At 64.2% G+C, this 17,906-nt stretch carries 14 protein-coding genes and 1 pseudogene; 5 read left to right on the top strand and 10 right to left on the bottom strand.

Going from position 1 to position 17,906, the window contains the following annotated elements:
- Positions 1-25: 25 nt before the first annotated feature.
- The 4 genes and pseudogenes from U4Z31_RS19085 to U4Z31_RS19070 all read right to left on the bottom strand — a co-directional run bounded on the left by U4Z31_RS19085 (position 26) and on the right by U4Z31_RS19070 (position 2,425).
- The gene (locus U4Z31_RS19085; protein WP_044849009.1) at positions 26-496 is read right to left on the bottom strand and encodes a rhodanese-like domain-containing protein; all 471 of its coding nucleotides are present in this window, start codon (positions 494-496) and stop codon (positions 26-28) included.
- 416 nt (positions 497-912) lie between these two features.
- Positions 913-1,122: pseudogene (locus tag U4Z31_RS19080) on the bottom strand (amidase); the annotation flags it as partial.
- Positions 1,123-1,196: 74 nt separating this feature from the next.
- Positions 1,197-1,988, bottom strand: coding sequence for an alpha/beta fold hydrolase (locus U4Z31_RS19075; RefSeq protein ID WP_044849026.1), 792 nt, complete (start codon positions 1,986-1,988; stop codon positions 1,197-1,199).
- 83 nt (positions 1,989-2,071) lie between these two features.
- Positions 2,072-2,425 carry a DUF4148 domain-containing protein gene (locus U4Z31_RS19070; protein ID WP_321796416.1) on the bottom strand — a complete coding sequence of 118 codons (354 nt, stop codon included), beginning with the start codon at positions 2,423-2,425 and terminating at the stop codon, positions 2,072-2,074.
- Positions 2,426-2,983: 558 nt separating this feature from the next.
- Here U4Z31_RS19070 and U4Z31_RS19065 point away from each other — a divergent pair.
- Both U4Z31_RS19065 and U4Z31_RS19060 read left to right on the top strand, forming a co-directional pair.
- Positions 2,984-5,296, top strand: coding sequence for a hypothetical protein (locus U4Z31_RS19065; RefSeq protein ID WP_321811072.1), 2,313 nt, complete (start codon positions 2,984-2,986; stop codon positions 5,294-5,296).
- The gene (locus U4Z31_RS19060) at positions 5,293-6,774 is read left to right on the top strand and encodes a virulence factor (protein ID WP_321811071.1); all 1,482 of its coding nucleotides are present in this window, start codon (positions 5,293-5,295) and stop codon (positions 6,772-6,774) included. The genes U4Z31_RS19065 and U4Z31_RS19060 overlap by 4 nt, the downstream gene beginning before the upstream one ends.
- A 148-nt stretch (positions 6,775-6,922) precedes the next feature.
- Here U4Z31_RS19060 and U4Z31_RS19055 read toward each other — a convergent pair whose 3' ends face one another.
- The 6 genes from U4Z31_RS19055 to U4Z31_RS19030 form a co-directional block, all read right to left on the bottom strand.
- Positions 6,923-7,462, bottom strand: a complete 540-nt coding sequence (locus U4Z31_RS19055) for a cytochrome P460 family protein (protein WP_321811070.1) — start codon at positions 7,460-7,462, stop codon at positions 6,923-6,925.
- The gene (locus U4Z31_RS19050) at positions 7,462-8,505 is read right to left on the bottom strand and encodes an alpha/beta fold hydrolase (RefSeq protein ID WP_044849013.1); all 1,044 of its coding nucleotides are present in this window, start codon (positions 8,503-8,505) and stop codon (positions 7,462-7,464) included. The genes U4Z31_RS19055 and U4Z31_RS19050 overlap by 1 nt, the downstream gene beginning before the upstream one ends.
- A gap of 289 nt (positions 8,506-8,794) precedes the next feature.
- A complete protein-coding gene (locus tag U4Z31_RS19045) occupies positions 8,795-10,075 on the bottom strand; it encodes an epoxide hydrolase family protein (protein WP_124571420.1) in 1,281 nt (426 codons plus the stop codon).
- A gap of 172 nt (positions 10,076-10,247) precedes the next feature.
- Positions 10,248-10,856 (bottom strand): pyridoxamine 5'-phosphate oxidase family protein, encoded by a 609-nt coding sequence (locus U4Z31_RS19040; RefSeq protein WP_321811069.1) that lies wholly within the window; start codon positions 10,854-10,856, stop codon positions 10,248-10,250.
- Between the two features lie 87 nt (positions 10,857-10,943).
- Complete coding sequence (locus U4Z31_RS19035; protein WP_321811068.1) at positions 10,944-11,132, bottom strand: hypothetical protein; 189 nt, start codon at positions 11,130-11,132, stop codon at positions 10,944-10,946.
- 10 nt (positions 11,133-11,142) lie between these two features.
- Positions 11,143-12,342, bottom strand: coding sequence for a PLP-dependent aminotransferase family protein (locus tag U4Z31_RS19030; RefSeq protein WP_124489285.1), 1,200 nt, complete (start codon positions 12,340-12,342; stop codon positions 11,143-11,145).
- A 1,256-nt stretch (positions 12,343-13,598) separates the two neighbouring features.
- Between U4Z31_RS19030 and U4Z31_RS19025 the strand changes: the two genes are divergently transcribed.
- The 3 genes from U4Z31_RS19025 (at position 13,599) to U4Z31_RS19015 (ending at position 17,684) form a co-directional block, all read left to right on the top strand.
- Positions 13,599-15,623 carry a hypothetical protein gene (locus U4Z31_RS19025; RefSeq protein WP_321811067.1) on the top strand — a complete coding sequence of 675 codons (2,025 nt, stop codon included), beginning with the start codon at positions 13,599-13,601 and terminating at the stop codon, positions 15,621-15,623.
- A gap of 70 nt (positions 15,624-15,693) precedes the next feature.
- Positions 15,694-17,235: an NAD(P)/FAD-dependent oxidoreductase gene (locus U4Z31_RS19020; RefSeq protein ID WP_321811066.1), complete on the top strand. Its 1,542-nt coding sequence runs from the start codon at positions 15,694-15,696 to the stop codon at positions 17,233-17,235.
- The gene (locus U4Z31_RS19015) at positions 17,232-17,684 is read left to right on the top strand and encodes a GtrA family protein (protein ID WP_321811065.1); all 453 of its coding nucleotides are present in this window, start codon (positions 17,232-17,234) and stop codon (positions 17,682-17,684) included. The genes U4Z31_RS19020 and U4Z31_RS19015 overlap by 4 nt, the downstream gene beginning before the upstream one ends.
- Positions 17,685-17,906 lie beyond the last annotated feature (222 nt).

Here is a 17,906-nt window from a genome sequence, read left to right as displayed (position 1 = left end):
GACTTCTCCCCGTAACGGCCGTGACTCAGTCCTGCGCCCACGGCAGGCCGCGATGGCGCCAGCCGTTGCTGCCGCCGCGATGCTGCTGTTCGTCGAGGTCGCCCTCGAACCCTTCGAGCACGTTGAATACCTGCGTGAAGCCGCCTTTGGCCGCGGCCTCGGCTGCCTGCGCGGAGCGGTTGCCGCTGCGGCAGAGCAACAGCACGACCGCGTCCTTGCCGGTCTTCGCTTCCAGTTCGCGCACGAAGCGCGGGTTGCGCGTCAGGCTCGTGCCGGTCGCCCACGGCACGTGCAGCGACTCCGGCACGTGGCCGACGAATTTCCGTTCTTCCGCGGTGCGCACGTCGACCAGCAACGCGTCGCCGGCGGAAAAGAGCGCCCACGCGGCTTCCGGCGCCACGCCGCCCGCGTACGGCGTGCCCGCCGCTGCGGCCGCCGCGCGGGCGTCTTCGAGCGCCTGCTGGGCGGCGGTTCGTTCTTCCAATGCAAACGTCATCACGCTTCCTTGTTCTCGCAAATTCGTATGATCAAACATGCCGGGAATGCGGCCGGTGCAGCTTGCGTGCTGTCTATAGCCGTCAGCCCCACTATGCGAGCGCGCTCGGGGAAGCAGAACCAATAAAAATTCATTTCCTAATCAGCAGCGCGTGAAATGCAATAGCAGACGCGCGCAATTGGGGCGGTTTCGTGCGGAGGACGGGGAGCGATGGCCGTTCGATGTCGCGCATCGAAGGTGTTTTGAAAGGATCGGCGGCGGCGAAGCCGGGAACGATGCCGCATGCGACGCGCGCCGCACGTCGTGATGGAATCGTGCGCCGGGTCGAACGGCGCACGCTTCGATGAATCGGCGAATGGCAAGCGGCCGGCGCGGTGCATCGCCGACGCACCACGCCCGTCACCGCATCAGCGGTCCGGATCGTCGCCGCGGGCAATCGCGCGACCCACCTCGTCGGCCTGCCGACGCACGTCGTCGGGACGATGCTCGACCACCGCGTTGATCGCCGGGTTCACCGCTTCGAGGCGGGCCAGCGCGGCATCCGCCACTTCCCGCGCGGACACTTCACGTTGCTGCTCGCGCTGCGCGATTTCGGTCGCCGACAGTTGCCAGAGTTGCTGCGTCATGAATTCTCCTCGTCAAGGGACTTCACAATCACCGACGGCGCCGCGCGTCACGCACGCCGCGCCGCCGCCTTCACTCACTGCGCATCCTGCTTCGCACGTTCCGCGGCCGCGATGATCGCGTCGGCCACGGCTTTCGGCTGGCTCAGCATCGCGACGTGGCTGCCGTTCACACGCGTGACCGTCGCGCCGATCCGCTTCGCCATCGCCTCCTGCAGCTTCGGATCGATCATCCGGTCCTGCGTCGCGACGACGAACGACGACGGCTTCGCATGCCACGCGGCCTGCGCGACCTTCTCCGAAATGCAGCCACCGTACCACGGCCCCTGCGTCGCCGCGACGACACGTTGCTGCGCGGGCGGCAGGTCCGGCGCGAAATCCTGTGCGATCGCCTTGTCCGACAGCGTCGCGAAACCGCCCGCATCGTTGCGCAACTCGCCGGCCCACGACGGTGCCGGCAGCCCCTGCGTGACGTCGGCGATCGACTGGCCGTTGTCCGGCGCGAACGCGGCGACGTAGACGAGCGACTTCACCTTGTCGTCGTTGCCCGCATCGCTGATCACGACACCGGCCCACGAATGGCCGACCAGCACGACGGGCCCCTTCTGCTCGTCGATCGCGCGCTTCGTCGCGGCGGCGTCGGCGGCGAGCGAGCTCAGCGGGTTCTGCACCGATACGACATGCAGGCCGCGCGCTTCGAGCAGCGGAATCACGCGGTTCCAGCTCGACCCGTCGGCGAACGCACCGTGCACCAGCACGACGTTCGTGCCCTTCAGGTCTTCCTTGGGCGCCGCCTGCGCCGAGACCGCACCGAACAGGCCGCCGAGCACCGCAGCGGACACCAGAACCCGTTTCGTCAAACCGACCATCGTCATGCTCCTTTTCATCGTGTTGTGCATCTGAAGTGTTTCCGATGCGGCCGCGCCGCTCGTCTCCCGGGCGCGGCCGCGGATCACGAGTGCGCGTACAGATCGTCCGCGTCCGTGCGCGCGTTCCGTGCGGCGCGCTGGTCGGCCGCGGCGTAGCGGGAGGCCGGCGCCGACGCGGCAGCCACGTTGTCGTCCTGCGACTTCGACGGGCCGTTCTGGTCGGAGCGCGCGACCTGCTGCGCTGCGATGACGTTCTGTGCGGCGGCGATATCGTCCGGGTAGTGCGCGTCGCTGCCGGCCGGGTTGTAGCCGGCCTGCTCGAGCCTGACGAGGTCGGCGCGCACATCGGCGCGCGTGAGGCCGTGGCCGGCATCGGCGAACGACAAGGCGGGGATCGAAGCGAGTACGGCAACTGCGAGGATTCGAGCGGCTTTCATGAGATTGCTCCTTGAAGGAAGGTGGGGGGTATCGATCACTCGGCATCCGGTGCGAACGCTTGGCACCGAACGTTTTCTGCATGTCGACAGTAGAACCCGCTCACGTATCCGGCTTGTTTCCGAAACTCGCCTTCAGTGCAATCCGATGTTTCCGGAGCCTCGATAGATACAGTGCGATACAAATCCGTCAGCATCGCAACGAACACACGGACGATAGCGATTCGAGCGCTTCCAGGTACGGACGCGATGTCGTGTGCAGTCGCGTCATGAGGCCAATTCGCCGGATGGTCGCCTGTCGGACGACAGCGGATCGCAAGGCCACACGCACTACGTCAACAACGAAGCCATGCGACCGATTCGGGCCTGAAACACATTCTGACAATCCGTGTCCGTTATCACGGCCTCCGCGCGGAGTTTTCGGGCGACCGCGTCTTTCACGCGCGCCGATTCAGTATGCTCGCCGCCTGATCACGTTTCCCTCTTGCTTCGGACACTTATCTTTTCACTCCGTGTCGGTCCGATGGTGGCGGAACGCATCCCGCATGTTGAGGAGTCTGGATGACCGATTCAATTTTCGATTCTCGATCGGAAGCGAAAACGCGCAATGACGAACGCGTCTCGCACGCGGCTGCGCCGGACGCGCCCGCATATCGGCCGGCACCGCCGCCGATCGTCGTCGGCCGCGTCGAAGGCGTGACGATGTTTGCGAAGAACACACCGCTCATCTGTCTCAAGCAGATGCCGTTGCCCGGCATCGTGATCTTCGTGCATGGGGTGAACTCGGAGGGCGAATGGTTCGAGGCGTCGGAGGAAGGGCTGTGCAAAGGCCTGAACCGCAGGCTCGGGCGTCTGGACGATCAGATGATGTATCACGGTATCGATGCGGGGCAATTGACGCCCGCGAAGTACACGGAGAGTGTGACGCCGAATGGGTTTCTGAACCCGAAGCTCTGGTCCGGCAACTACATCAAACCCGATCCGTCGTTCTCACCCGTCATTCATTTCCGCTGGGGCTATCGCGCGACCGCAGCGGAATTGAAAGAGTACGGCGACAAGATCTTTCTGAACGAGAAGGACTATTGGGGCGGCGGCCCGTTCACGAACGGCTGTTCAAGTCTGCCCGATCTTTGGCACGGCGGTCTGGACGATCGAACGATGGGCTGGATGACCGTGCAAGGCATCAATCCAACCAACCGCCCGCTGTATCGCGCGCCGCCGCGTGCGTATGGCGTGCTCGCGGCGCTGCGACTGGCCAGACTGATCGAGTCGATCCGCCGCATGCAGGCCGACGTGCCGATTACCGTCGTGTGTCACAGCCAGGGCAACATCGTCGGTCTCACGGCAGCGTTCTTCGGCGACGCGTTTCCCGATGTCGAAGATCCGTGGGGGCGCACGGGCCACTGCGTGGCAGACGCCTACGTGCTGGCGAACGCGCCGTACAGTCTCGCCAATGCCGACGGCCCGAACAAGTCCGACACATTCATGGATACATGGTCGCAGCGCGCGACGAAAGACGGCAGCGGCCGGCGTGGACGACAAACCTACGCCGCGCGCACGAAGACATTCGGCAAATTCCTGTCGATCATCGGCGCTCGAAAAGCTTACGAACAGCCTGCCCACAAAATCGATGAGGACATGGAGAACGAGCGGGTATCGCCGACGAGCAAGCGGTCTTATGCGGCGCAAGAGGATCGCGCGAGGCACGGGCTGAATGAATCGACGTATGGCCGCGTCACCGCGTATTGCTGTCCGCACGATCAGGTGATTTCGGCGGTGACGGTTCAAGGCATCGGCTGGCGCGGTATCGGCAAGCACGAACTCGACGATATCGGTGCCGCTGGCATCCTGACTCAGCGTGTGTTCGCATCCGGCTTTCCGGTCGGCGTTCAGAAACCCTACCGGTACTGGGAAGACGATTGGCGATATGACAAGAAGGGAACGAAGCCGGGATTCTGGTATCCGCCGTCACCGCCGGCCAAATTCAATCTGATCGGTGCGCTCAAAGGAAACGAAAACGTTCTGGGGATAGCCGCAACGCTGGCGACCGCGCCGCTCATGTTCGTCGTGACTGGCATCAGTTCGGCGTTAAACATGCTCCGCGTGAACGCTGACCCGCCGAAGGGTTGGACGGTGGTGGCGGATGCGCCGGAACTCGACGAGCCGTTCCCGCCGAAGGCGATGCGATTCGGTAAACCCGTCGAGACGAAGGACGGCGATGCGACAAGCGACTTCAACGAAGGCAACGATCCGCCGGCTGCTTGGCGCGACGCGAACAAGGCTGACGCGGACAAGCGGGCCGATGATCCGTACGACCAGTACCAGCCGAAGAACACAGATAGCGTCGCGCAGGGTACGGCAGGCACGGAGGCCGGGCAGCGTTATGAGGACCGCGCGTTGATGCGGATGGAAGCGCGACGAACGCTGAACAACGAATGGCTCGATGGCGACGGCCACGTGATCGGCGAGGACGGCAAAAGCGCGATGCCCGAAGGCTACAAGGAATGGCGCGACAAACAGATTGTCAATTGGCTCGATCGCGGCGCGACCAACAGCCCGACGAATCACTCAACGACGATGACCAACCCCGAGCATGCCGAAAAGGCGCTTGCGTATGACGTGGCCGTGGGCCTGTGCTACTTGACGGAAAAACAACTCAAATCGCTGCGCATTGAGGCTGATTGGCGGATGGGCGATGGGATACCCAAAGACACCCCGAACAAGAAGTATGCCGACTATTTTGCGTCTGGCTCTTTCGCTAGAACGCCTCTCCAGGAATGGGTACACGCAGAGAAAAGCGAAGGCGAGATGCCGGCCGCAATCTCGAATGAGCGTGAAGGTCAGTTTTACTTAAAGGTTGGGGGGGCCGTATGAAGATGCTGATCGCTACATGGCCGCGACGTATCGCTATCGCTATTTGTGTCTGGCTGATCACCACTGCTCTCATGGCCTGGCTGATGGCGCACGTAGAACAACCTGACCCTGCGCATTTGGAAATCGGAGATTGGATGAAACGCTTTTTTGTCGTGCCCGCACTGACTGCGGCTATGGTTTTTGCGTTCACTACGGCCATGACGCGTCCAGCACAAGGCGCACCTATCGGGGATCCGAAGGAAGGTGCAGCAGTCGGATCCGCAGAATCGGCGAAGCCATTCGTCGCTCAGGTTGTCGGCCTGGTCTGGTTGAATCCATTGCAACGTATGGATTACCCGACCGAATGGCAATCGTTGTGGACGCAAGGGCTTGCGACACCGAACAAAAACGATGACATGGTCCGCACCGATCCGAAGTCCTTTACCACCCTGCAATCGGTAGCGGGGATCGCATATGGCAACGAAGGCGAGGAAACGTTCGACGGCTTCTATGCCAAGTACATCGACAAATTCATCCTGCTTCTACGCGCTCGTTACTTCAGCAACGTGAAATACTTCTACACCGTGAAATCCGATAGCCAGAAAGATTGGCGCGAACTCGCCGGCATACGCGTCGAAGTTGCCGTTCCGCCCCGACTCGATCCGGCCTTTGCCAAGTCGCGCATGGTCGATCGGATGATGAACTTCTTCGAGATTGGCCCGCCATCAGCGAAGACGCTTTGGAGCCGCGACACACCTCCCGACGTGCAAATCACTCAAGGCGGTGCAAACGCCGGCTTCACATCGCTGAACAACGCGCTGGACTATTTACAGAAAAACCCCGACAAGACCGTATGGGCCATGAACTGGGACGCCCCGAACTTCCCGCCCACAGATGCGCAGATCAACGAGAACCTCGTCGTGCTTTTTCTCGCCGGCCCGAACTTCAACACCGAGCGCGAACCACTCGCCTGGATCGGCAAGGCCGCAACTGGCAACACGCGCGATTTTTCGCCAAAGGTTGGCACGACGCGAACGGTGCAGGCATGGAAAGCCACGATCGACGAAGCAGCACGCAACGCCGATGTCGCGGTCACGGACCTGAGCTACATCGTCCACGACGCAGGTGTACCCAGCGACGCAGCGTCGTTACGCGTTGTCTCGCTCGCGCAGACCTTGACTGAAACCCTTCCGGAATACGACCCCAGGAATCAGACCTTCAACACGGCCGCCCTGCTCGGCGACATGGGAACCGGCAGCGCGTTGACCGACGTCGCACTCGCAATCGGCCGAATCAACCACTTTGGCGGCAACGCCTTGGTAGCAGGCACGACCGACCCCGAGCACCCCGTCGCGGTCGTGATCAAACCACCGTCGAAGCTCACGCCGATCGATCCGAACCAAGACTGGTTCCGCGCACGCGGCGGCAACAACGCGTACCTCCCCTGGTGGGGTCGCCGACACGACACCGATTACGGCATGCAAGGCTATTCGTGGTGACGCAATCTACGCGGCGGCGCAATCGTTGGCGACCGGGTTCGCTCCGCCGCTCCACCCGCAATTCGGCACCGGCGATCAGAACGATGGTGAATGGCGAACGGCGTACCCCACACGACACGCATTCGCCGGTTCCGCCACGCTCGCCCCCTCAAGGCGCAAACCGCGTGAACACATAGTCGTGATTCTTCACGCGCGCCTGATGGCACGCGAAGCAGGTCTGATGCTGACCGATATCGGCCGGCACGCCGTTGATGAAGCGCCCGAAGCCCCAGCCGCCCGTCGATGCATAGCGACGCGAATCCTTCACCATCACCTGGACGGTCGTCGCCTGGCCGGGCACCGTTGCCGGCGCGAACTCGTCGGACTGCTTGCGCTTGTACGCGAGCTTCACGAGGATCGCGCCGTCCGGAAACGGCAGCGTCGCCTGTTCGAGCGCGCGGATCGCGACGGGGTTGCCGAGCACCACGCGCAATTCGTCGAGCGGTGCCGCTTCCTCGGCCGGCGCGACCATTTCCCACTTCCGGTAGCCGGGTGGAATCGTCACGCCGTAGATCGGCGACGCGGCCGGCTTCGGCTGCTCGGCCAACGCCGCCGGGCCGCTCGCTGCCAGCGCGCCGGCCAGCAGCACACCCGCGACGAGTGCACGGCGCGCGCCGCGATGCACAACACCAGCAGTACCTGCCCGCATCACAGATGCTCCACTTGCAGGATCGCATCGGCGAACGCCTGCGGCGCTTCCTGCGGCAGGTTGTGGCCGATGCCGCCGGTGATCGTCCGGTGCTGGTACTTGCCCGTGAACTTCTTCGCATACGCGGCCGGCTGCGGATGCGGCGCGCCGTTCGCGTCGCCTTCCATCGTGATCGTCGGCACGGTGATCGCCGGGCCGGCCGCGAGCCGCCGCTCGATGTCGTCGTATTGCGCTTCGCCCTGCGCGAGCCCGAGGCGCCAGCGATAGTTGTGGATCACGACGGCCACGTGGTCGGGGTTCTGGAATGACGCGGCGCTGCGCGCGAAGGTCTCGTCGGAGAACTGCCACTTCGGCGATGCGAGTTGCCAGATCAGCTTGTTGAACGCGTCGCGGTTCGCCGCGTAGCCGAGCGCGCCGCGCTCGGTCGTGAAGTAGAACTGATACCACCACTGCAATTCGGCCTGCGGCGGCAGCGGCTTGCGGTTCGCCTCCTGGCTGCCGATCAGGTAGCCGCTCACCGACACCAGCGCCTTCACGCGCTGCGGCCACAGCGCCGCGATGATGTCGGCCGTGCGCGCACCCCAGTCGTAGCCGCCGAACACCGCGCGGTCGATCTTGAGCGCATCCATCAGCGCGACGATGTCGACGGCCGTCACCGCCTGCTGGCCGTTGCGCACCGTGTCGGCCGAGCGGAACGTCGTCGATCCGTAGCCGCGCAGGTACGGCACGATCACGCGATAGCCGGCCGCCGTGAGCAGCGGTGCAACGTCCGCGTAGCTGTAGATATCGTACGGCCAGCCGTGCAGCAGAAACACGACCGGACCGTTCTTCGGCCCGAGATCCGCATACCCGACGTTCAGCACGCCCGCGTCGATCTGGTGGATCTTGCCGAGCGACGCCGCGCCGGCCGCGCGCTTCGGCGTCGACGCATCGGGCGCCGACTGCGCGCGCGCCAGCGAGCCGAACCCGAGGTCGGCCAGGCTCAGGCTGGCGAGTGTCGTGCCCAGAATCAGGCGGCGGCGGGTGTTGACGGTATCAGGCATGACGCGTTCTCCATTGTCGATCGGTAAGAAAGGGGCCCGCGGCACGTGCGGGCGATGCGGTATCGCCATTCACGGCGGCGGCGCATCGCACCGCGCCGCCGTGTGAATCGCTTCACCGGTTTTATATCCGAACCGTCCGGACGCTTTGTATCCCAACGTATCTGCGTTCGGGTACGACATACAGCGATTCAAAATCGTGGCGGAAACAGGCGTTCGCGGTCGGCCGCGCGCGACGCGCGCGACACGAGCCGGCATCACTACCGGCCAGCGTTTTCCCGTCAAGCCACGCTTACGCGCGACGCAACGGCCGGAACCCGGCGCGCACTTCGCGGGCGAACAGTTCCGGCTCCTCCCAAGCCGCGAAATGCCCGCCCTTGTCGACTTCGTTGAAGTAGATCAGGTTGTGATAGCTGCGCTCGGCCCAGCTGCGCGGCGCCTGGTAGATCTCGCCGGGGAACACCGTGATCGCCGCCGGCAGCGAGATGTCCACCGCGTTGAAGTTGTTCGAGTGATCCTCCCAGTAGATCTGCGCGGCGGACGTCGCCGTGTTGGTCAGCCAGTACAACGAAATGTCGTCGAGAATCTCGTCGCGCGGAATCGACCGTTCCGGCACGCCGCCGCTGTAGGTCCACTGCGAGATCTTGTCGTACATCCACGCGGCTTGACCCGACGGCGAATCGGCCAGCGCGTAGCCGACCGTCTGCGGACGCGTGACCATCATCGCCGAGTAGCCGCAGTTATCGCGATAGAACGTTGCGAGCTTCTCGTACGCGGCCTTCTCCTTCGGCGCCAGCGACGCCGGTGCCGGCGCGTCGGTCTGGAGCAGCGTCGCGATGTCCGGCGGCACCGTCGCCGGCATGTTCACGTGAATCCCGGCCAGGCCCTGCACGCGCTGCATCGCCATCCGGTGCGAGATCACCGAGCCGCAGTCGCCGCCCTGCGACACGAAGCGCGTATAGCCGAGGCGCGCCATCAGCTCGCCCCAGGCACGCGCGATGTGGTCGGAGCCCCAGCCCGTTTTCGCCGGACGCCCCGAGAAACCGAAACCCGGCAGCGACGGCACGACGACGTGGAACGCATCGTCGGCACTCGCGCCGTGCGCGGTCGGGTCGGTCAGCGGGCCGATCGCCTTCAGCAACTCGAAGATCGAACCGGGCCAGCCGTGCGTCATGATCATCGGCATCGCGTTCGCGTGCCGCGAGCGCACGTGGATGAAGTGAATGTCGAGCCCGTCGATCTCGGTGATGAACATCGGAAAGCCGTTCAGGCGCGCCTCGCCCTTGCGCCAGTCGTATTCGGTACCCCAGTAACGCAGCAGCGCCTGCATGCGAGCGAGCCGCACGCCCTGCGATTCGTCGGCGACGGTCTCGCGGCCCGGCCAGCGCGTCGCGGCAAGGCGGCGGCGCAGGTCGGCCAGTGCGTCGTCGGGGATATGGGCGGTGAACGGGCGTATGCCGTTGCCGCCGGTGGCCGCACGCAGCGCGGCGGTGGGCAGCATCGCGGATACCCCGGCGGCCACGGAAGTGGCCAGCAGGTGGCGACGCGTCGGGGAAAACGGTGTGGAAGACATCGTTCGGCATCTCCTTTCGTGAAGTGGAAAGTGAACATGCCGCGCGTCGGAGCGCGCCTTCGCTTTCATTCGGGCGCGCGCCGGTCACGCGGCGTTGCCCATTTGAAAGGTCTGATGTATCCGGGATTTGTCTGACTTGTACGGGTTTGTAGCGGAAACGCGGACGTCGCCGTCAGGGCGCGACCCAACGGCCTTCGTAGCCGTCGTCGTTCACGTCGAACACCGCGCGGCGATGGCCGCCGCGCGCGAGTTCGAGCCAGTCGATGCGCGTCACCGTGACGTGGAGCAGGCAGAAGTTCCGGTACCCGTCGTCGATGGCCGATGTGCCTGCGGTTGCGCCTGCCGCAACGTGCGCCTCTTCGGGCGACTCGATCGGCGTGCCGGGGCGCAGCGGTGCGCGATACAGCAGCAGCGTATGCGGACGGCTCGATTGCCAGACCGCGCGACGTTGCGCTTCGTCGTCGCAGATCGATGCCACGCCTTCCGCGCGAATCTGCACGAGTGAATCGAGATCGTTCGCGACGATGGCGATACGCGCGTCACGGCGCAATTCCGCGACCTTCTCCGAACGCGCATCGGTATGGAACGACAGCAGGCGATCGGCGCGGCTCACTTGCCGCAACACGATCGTGCGCACCTTCGGCGCACCATCGAGGCCGAGCGTCGCGGCCTGCAGCATCGTGAACGGCGAGCGCTGCGCGCCGACGCCGGACTCGAGGCAGGACCAAAGGCGGTCGTACGTTTCCGTCAGCGATTCGGAAGGGGTGTCGGTGTCGGACATGATGGCGCGGCGATCCTGCGCGATTCGATCGCGACAGCTTAACCGTTTCGGCGGCGGGCTTTCCTTGTAGGCCCGCCGCCGCGCGGTTCAGTTGTAGCCGAGGACGGCCGGTGCGGCGTCGCGCGTGTCGGTCGACTCCGCGCCGAAGCGGCCGAGTACGTCGGCCACGTACTGCGGCCCCGCGCTGATCTGCGACGACTTGTGCGCGACGGGACGGATATCGGCCATGCCCGGCGCTTCGTCCGTCCATGCGGTGTGGTTGATGATCATGTTCATGTGTGTCTCCTCACGCGGCCAGCGCCGCACCATACGCGCGCACGAGGCGCGCCACGCCTTCCCGGATCGCGTCGACATCGGGCGCGGCGAACGACAGCCGCAGCGATGCCGCGTCGACGTTGTCCGCGAAGAACGCCTTGCCCGGCACGAAGACGACCTTGTTCGCGATCGCCTGCTGCAGCAGCACGTCCGACGACACCGCGCCGATGCGTGCCCACACGAACATCCCGCCTTCGGGACGATGGAACGTGATCGCGTCGCCGAGACCGTCGCGCAGCGCGTCGCACATCGCGTCGCACTTGCGCTGGTAGGCCGCCGTGATGCGCGGCAGATGGCGTTCGAGTGCGCCGTCGGCGAGATACTCGGCGGCGGTGGCTTGCGTCCACGGCGTGCTGCACAGGTCGACCGTCTGCTTCGCGATCACGCAGCGCCGCGCGATTTCGGCCGGCGCGATCGTCCAGCCCACGCGCAGCCCCGGCGCGACGATTTTCGACAGGCTCGCGAAATGCACGATCCAGTCGCGCGCGCCTTCGACGTCGTTCGCGAGTGCAAGCATCGACGGCACCGGTTCACCCGCGAAACGCAGGTCGCCGTAGGGATCGTCCTCGACGATCAGGAAACGGTATTGCACCGCGAGGCGCAGCAGCTTCAGCCGGCGTTCGCGCGTGAGCGTCGCGCCGGTCGGGTTCGCGAAGGTCGGGACCGTGTAGAGCAGCTTCGGCTGCGCGATCGCGCCGGATGCGAGTTGCGACGCGAGGCGGTCGACGTCGAGCCCTTCGCCGTCGACGGGGATCGTGACGATGCGCGCCTGTTGCAGACGCATCGCCGACAGCGTCGCCGGGTACGCCGGCTGTTCGGTCAGCACGACGTCGCCGGGGCCGACCATCACGCGCAATAGCAGATCGAGGCCCTGTTGCGAGCCGGTCGTGACGAGCAGTTCGGCGGGCGTGCACGTCACGTTGCGGCGCGCCATCAACGCGATCAGTTGCTGCTTCAGTTCGGCGAGGCCGTCGGTCGGGCCGTATTGCAGGCAGCGGACCGGCTGGGCGTATGCGCGTTCGGCGGCGGCGTTCAGGCCGTCGACGTCGAACAGGTCGCTGGCCGGGTAACCGCCGGCGAACGAAATCATCCCCGGCTCGGAGAGGTATTTGAACAGCTCGCGGATCGGCGAACCGGCAGGATTCTGGAATGAGGGCGTGAACGCGTACATGTCGTCGTGAGCTGGATGGCAGCGACGGCCGGGATAGCCGACGGGTGCCGCCCGCCAAGGCACTTCTGGCGCCAACAGCGGGAATTCGAGCCACGATTGTCGATAGTCATTAACGCTGCGGCAAACGATATCTATGCACTAGGTCTTGCGGTTTGGTCATCAATTGCCGGGGGCGAATATATTCGCCGGATGAACGTGCGGCCGATGATGTCCTCGCTGTCCCGCTCCGTTGCGCATTTCTGGCCCGGGGGATCGCAAGCGCACTTTCCAGAGTTCTCCGACCATTGGCATAACCTGCCCTCCGTCGAAACAATCGCCGCGTTTCGTATGCCGCCTTTGCTCGACGCAGCGGGCACTCGGCAGATCGATCGCGGCTCCGACCGCGCCGGCCAGGCTGCCGCGACGTTTCAGATCTGCAACATAATCCCCATTCCGTTTGCCCGGTCACGTGTCATCCGCACCCGCTCCGACAAGGCTGCCGGTTCCCGCCATAGGCGCCCTGGCGGGCACCGACGCGCCCATCGCGCCGGGCCCGTCTCGCCATCGCACTTGACTGCCGCCACTTCAGAAGGAAACCGGTCATGAAGTGTACGCGCTCGACGTTCAGGCGCCGCGGTGGGCGGCCTAGCCAATCCGGCACTTCCGGAACGTTTCAAGTCCGACACATTTCGCGCGACGACCGGCATCTCGACTTGCGTCGATGCCGCCTCATCAGCCCGAACGAACCGCCCCGACGCGCGTGGCACGCTCCGTGCGTCCACGCCACAGGCGCGGGACCAGCCGTCCCGGCGCCTCACCAAATATTTCGACAAAGTCCGCGTCCAGCACACCGGTAATGGCGCTTTTTCGCTGCAGGACGCATCGGGGGACACAATGAAAACAAGCACCACGATCTCGATCGCGGCGTCGCCGGGAATGCGCAGCGGCGCAGCAACGATCACACCGGGACCGCTCCCGGATGCAAGTCGAACGCTCCGACAGGCATGTGCGCCTGATCACAAGCAGCGGCGCCGTGTGCGCGCACGGACGCACCATCCCGCCGCTCACTTCATCGGCATGAGCGTCCGCGTACCGCTGCCTATTCACCACAAGGCGAAACGCGCGTGCTGAGTTGCACCCGGCATCTCGCCTGAAGGCTCACGGGCCGCCAGGATGCACCGCGCTGCCTTCAGCGAAGCTGGAACCTGATGGTCCGTTGCGCCGCGTGTGGATTGCCGGCTCACGAAATATCGTCGATAAAAGTCTTCCATTCGATCATGAAGCGGACTGAGAAAAGCCCTTGTTCGGTCATCGCACTTGCGCTTTCGTTGGCCGTTCTGTTCGTGTTAACTCACCCGTATACGGGCATTCGACACGACGCGATCCTGTACACCGCGCAGGCACTATACAACGCACATCCCGAGAATTTTTCGCACGACCTGTTCTTCGAATTCGGCTCCCAGGATCGCTGGACGATTTACGGTCGGATCTTCTCGCAGCTGATCTCGGCATTCGGGCTCCGCACGAGCAATCTCGTGGGCCTGATTGCAGCTCAGGCACTCTGGTGGAGCGGCATGTTGCACCTGACGAAGAAACTGCTGCCTGCTCCGTGGCACTGGCTAGCGTTGTTCTTCATCGCCTGTATGCCGGCAGATTACGGCGACGGTCTGCTATTTTCGTATGACGAAGTATTTCTCACTGCCCGGCTTCCCGCCGAAGCACTCGGCCTGTGGGCGATTGCCGCGATGCTCGAACGCCGATATCGCGTTGCCATCGCGCTGACGGTCGTCGCGACTGCCATGCACCCGCTGATCGGCGGCGTTTCGCTTGTCTTCGTCGTACTCGGCCAGATGCCACGTATGAAGTGGTGGCGGCTATTGCCGCTCGCGCTCGTAGCATTCGCAATCGTCGAGATGCCGCCGTTCAAGGCGCTGCATCTGTATCCGTTCGATCCGGAATGGCGGTCGATCGCACGATACAACGTGCCATTCCTGTTTCCGACCTTATGGTCGCTCACTGCATGGAGCAAGGTTTGCTGGGCTATCGCACTTCCTGCGACGTTATGCGCGTCCCAAGCCGAGGAGCACCGTGCGCTGTGGTCGAATCTCACACTGATCGGTGTTGCCGGCGTCGCGCTGACGACGATCGCGGACTTGACCGGACAGGACGCCATCTGGATACAGCTGCAGCCGTGGCGCGCGCTGTGGCTGCTGACGTTGCTGCAATGGCCCGCGGCCATTTTGCTCGTGCGGCGCGAACGCCACACACGGCAGACGCTGATCTGGCTGCTCGTGATCTGCTGGCTACTGGTCGACGTCGGCGGAGGATTCATCGCGCTGGGCGTTGCCGCGGCGCTCCACGCAGCAGCCCGTCGGCCGGCATCCGGCACTCCGAGAGCGCTGCTTGGCGAGCTCACCCCGGTGCTTCGCCATACGTGGATCGGGACGACGCTCATTGCCGCAACGGTCTGGATCGTATTCCAGTGCGCGTACCAGGTCGGTCGCGTCGCCTATCCGACCGGCAGCGTGATGCTCGATAGCCCGTGGCTCGAAACACTGATTCACACGCGCCTCGTCGTCATACTGGTCGCGTTGCTCGTCATGCTCAATCTGTCGCGCAAACGAATCGCGATCATCGGTCTGCCGGTGGTATTGGCCGCATTCGCCGCATACGGACTCGTCAATATCGACCAGCGATCGGAAGCCGCCAAGATCATGGAAGCCGGCGCCGACCGCGCGGACTTCGCGCCATTCGAAGGTACGGTCGCGCGCGGCGACATCGTCTACTGGGACGGACCGGCGGACGAAGTCGTCTATCCGTGGCTGATGATGAAGACGTCGAGCTATTACTCGTCGACGCAGGCTGCGGGTCTGATCTTCCACCGCCGCACTACCTTCGAGGCAGTACGACGGGTCGAACTGATCAAGCAAGATCCCAATGCCGCACGGCCGCGCGGCGGCAATGCCGCGGACAAAAGGTCGACCGTATTCGTGACCAAGTACGAATACCTGCCGCTCACCCAAGCGGGCATCCGGCACATCTGTGCGGACCCGGTGCTGGATTTCATCGTGTCGCATCGGCGCTACCCGGAGCTGGTGACCCGCTACGCCTGGTCGCCCGAACCCCAAAACACTGTCTGGCTATACGACTGCCGCAGCATCAGGGCGACTGCCGCAGCTCAGGACACGTCGTCCGCGCGCACGCAACAAGCCAGCAAGACGAAGGCGCTTTCCGCACAACGGCCGACTGCCGCCCGAGGCGATACCTCCCCGCCTCGCCACGCGCAAGCGCACGACGTCTGAACAGGAAATCCAGATCATCGATTCGAGATGGCAGTTTGCCGTTTAGCTGGAGCGGCCGATACGACAGTCAATGGACCAGCGATTTGAGACCCGGGGTGACAACATGGATCAATCGGTTGACGTACTTATCATCGGCGCGGGGCCGGGCGGCCTCACCGCCGCCTATCTGCTGACCAAGCAGACCGATCTGTCGGTCGCGATCGTCGAGAAAGATCCTCACTATGTCGGCGGCATCAGTCGCACCGAACGGTTCGACGGCCACTGCTTCGACATCGGGGGACACCGCTTCTTCTCCAAGTCCGCGGACGTGGTCGCGCTGTGGCACGAACTGCTCCCGGACGACTTCATCGAGCGGCCGCGCAGCTCGCGCATCTTCTACCGGAACAAGTTCTACCGCTACCCGCTCGACGGCATCGAGGCTTTGGTGAATCTCGGCATCATCGAAAGCACTCGCTGCGTGCTTTCATACCTCGCAGCCCGCATCAAGCCTTGCCCAAACCCCAAGTCCTTTCATCAGTGGGTCGCCAATCAATTCGGAGAACGGCTTTTCTCGATCTTCTTCAAGACGTACACCGAAAAGGTCTGGGGCATGTCGTGCGATGAGATTTCGGCCGACTGGGCCGCGCAGCGCATCAAGGGCCTGAGCCTGTCTACCGCCATCGTCAGCGCAGTGAAGCGCTCGCTCGGCATCCGGTCGAAAAAGTCCGACGTCAAGACCCTGATCGAATCGTTCCATTACCCGCGCCGCGGCCCCGGCATGCTGTGGGAAGCCGCCGCCCGGAAATTCGAGGATCAGGGTGGACGGCTGATGATGGGACAAGCGGCCAGCGCAATGCAATACGACAGCCGCACGCGGCGCTGGCTCGTCGAAACCGTCGGCCAGGACGGACAGAAGAATCGCATCAGCGCTCGTGATGTGGTGTGCACCGCGCCGCTGCGCGAAACACTCAACGCGATTTCGCCCCGTCCGTCGTCCGCGGCGGCCGCGTCAAGGCTGCAATATCGGGACTTCATCACGGTCGCGCTGATCCTCGATCGGCCCGCCACGTTCACCGACAACTGGATCTACATTCACGACCCGTCTGTCAAGGTCGGGCGCATCCAGAATTTCGCGTCGTGGTCGCCCGAAATGGTGCCGGACGCGACGACGGGTGGCTGCCTCGGGCTCGAATACTTTTGCTTCGACGGCGACTCGATGTGGGAAAGCAGCGACGCCGACATCACCGACCTCGCGATCGTCGAACTCGAGAAAATTGGCCTGGCGACGCGCGACCAGATTCGGGGGTCGCGCGTCGTTCGTCAACCGAAGGCGTACCCCGTGTACGACGACGACTATCGCGACATCGTCGACGAGATCCGCGCCGATCTGGCCGAGCACTATCCGAACCTGCATCTCGTCGGCCGCAATGGAATGCACAAGTACAACAATCAGGATCACGCGATGATGACCGCAATGCTGACCGTCGAGAACATCGTCGCCGGGCACAAGCTTCGCGACGTCTGGGCCGTCAACGAGGACGCGGAATATCACGAGAGCGGCAGCGAACCGCAAGCGGGCGCATCGGGGTTGCGCGCGGTCCCGACCCGCACTGTTCAGTGGGGGCGGACATGATGTTCTCCAGCTATTTCGTCGTGAGCGCCCTGTCGCTCGTCGTGGACTGGGGGCTGTTCCTCGCCCTGACCTCGGCCATACAGGTCGATGCCGGGATATCGGCGTGGGTGGCGTACCTGGTCGGGGGTGGCGTGAATTACGTGCTGTCGCGCCGCTTCGTGTTCCGCTCGGCCACGATCGGCCGCCGGCGGATCGGCGAAGCACTGCTGTTCGCGGCAAGTTGCGGGTTCGGCTCACTGCTGACCGCGGGCATCGTGCACATCGCTGCGGCAGCGGTCGGCAATATTGCCGCGAAATGGATCGCGGTGGCGGTCAGCTTCATCACGCTGTATTTGGTTCGCAGGGTCGCCGTATTCCGGGTACCGCGTGCGGGTGCGCCGGCCGCTTTTCTGGCGACCGAGCGCCGGGAAGCTCGCGGGGACGCTTGCGTCGAGGCGACGGTTCGTTGAGTAAGAGGGGATGAAGCAGAAGCCAGATCCGGGGTGAACCGATCATCGGCTGGCACGAGCCGAACGGGACGGACCGGTTCTGCGGTACGAAAATCAAAGCCTGCTGCCGGAAGGCGTCGTGAATTCCGAGCACGATCGCGCCGTCCGCGCTCGAGGGCGGCAACGGCGCGGATCCGTCGGCAAGCCATGCCCGTGCGGATCCTGAGTCGCCACCTTCCTTCT

Source organism: Burkholderia sp. BCC1985, from assembly GCF_905339915.1.
GTDB lineage: Bacteria > Pseudomonadota > Gammaproteobacteria > Burkholderiales > Burkholderiaceae > Burkholderia.
The sequence above is the reverse complement of the archived record's forward strand: the minus strand, read 5'-3'. Positions and strand labels throughout refer to the sequence as shown.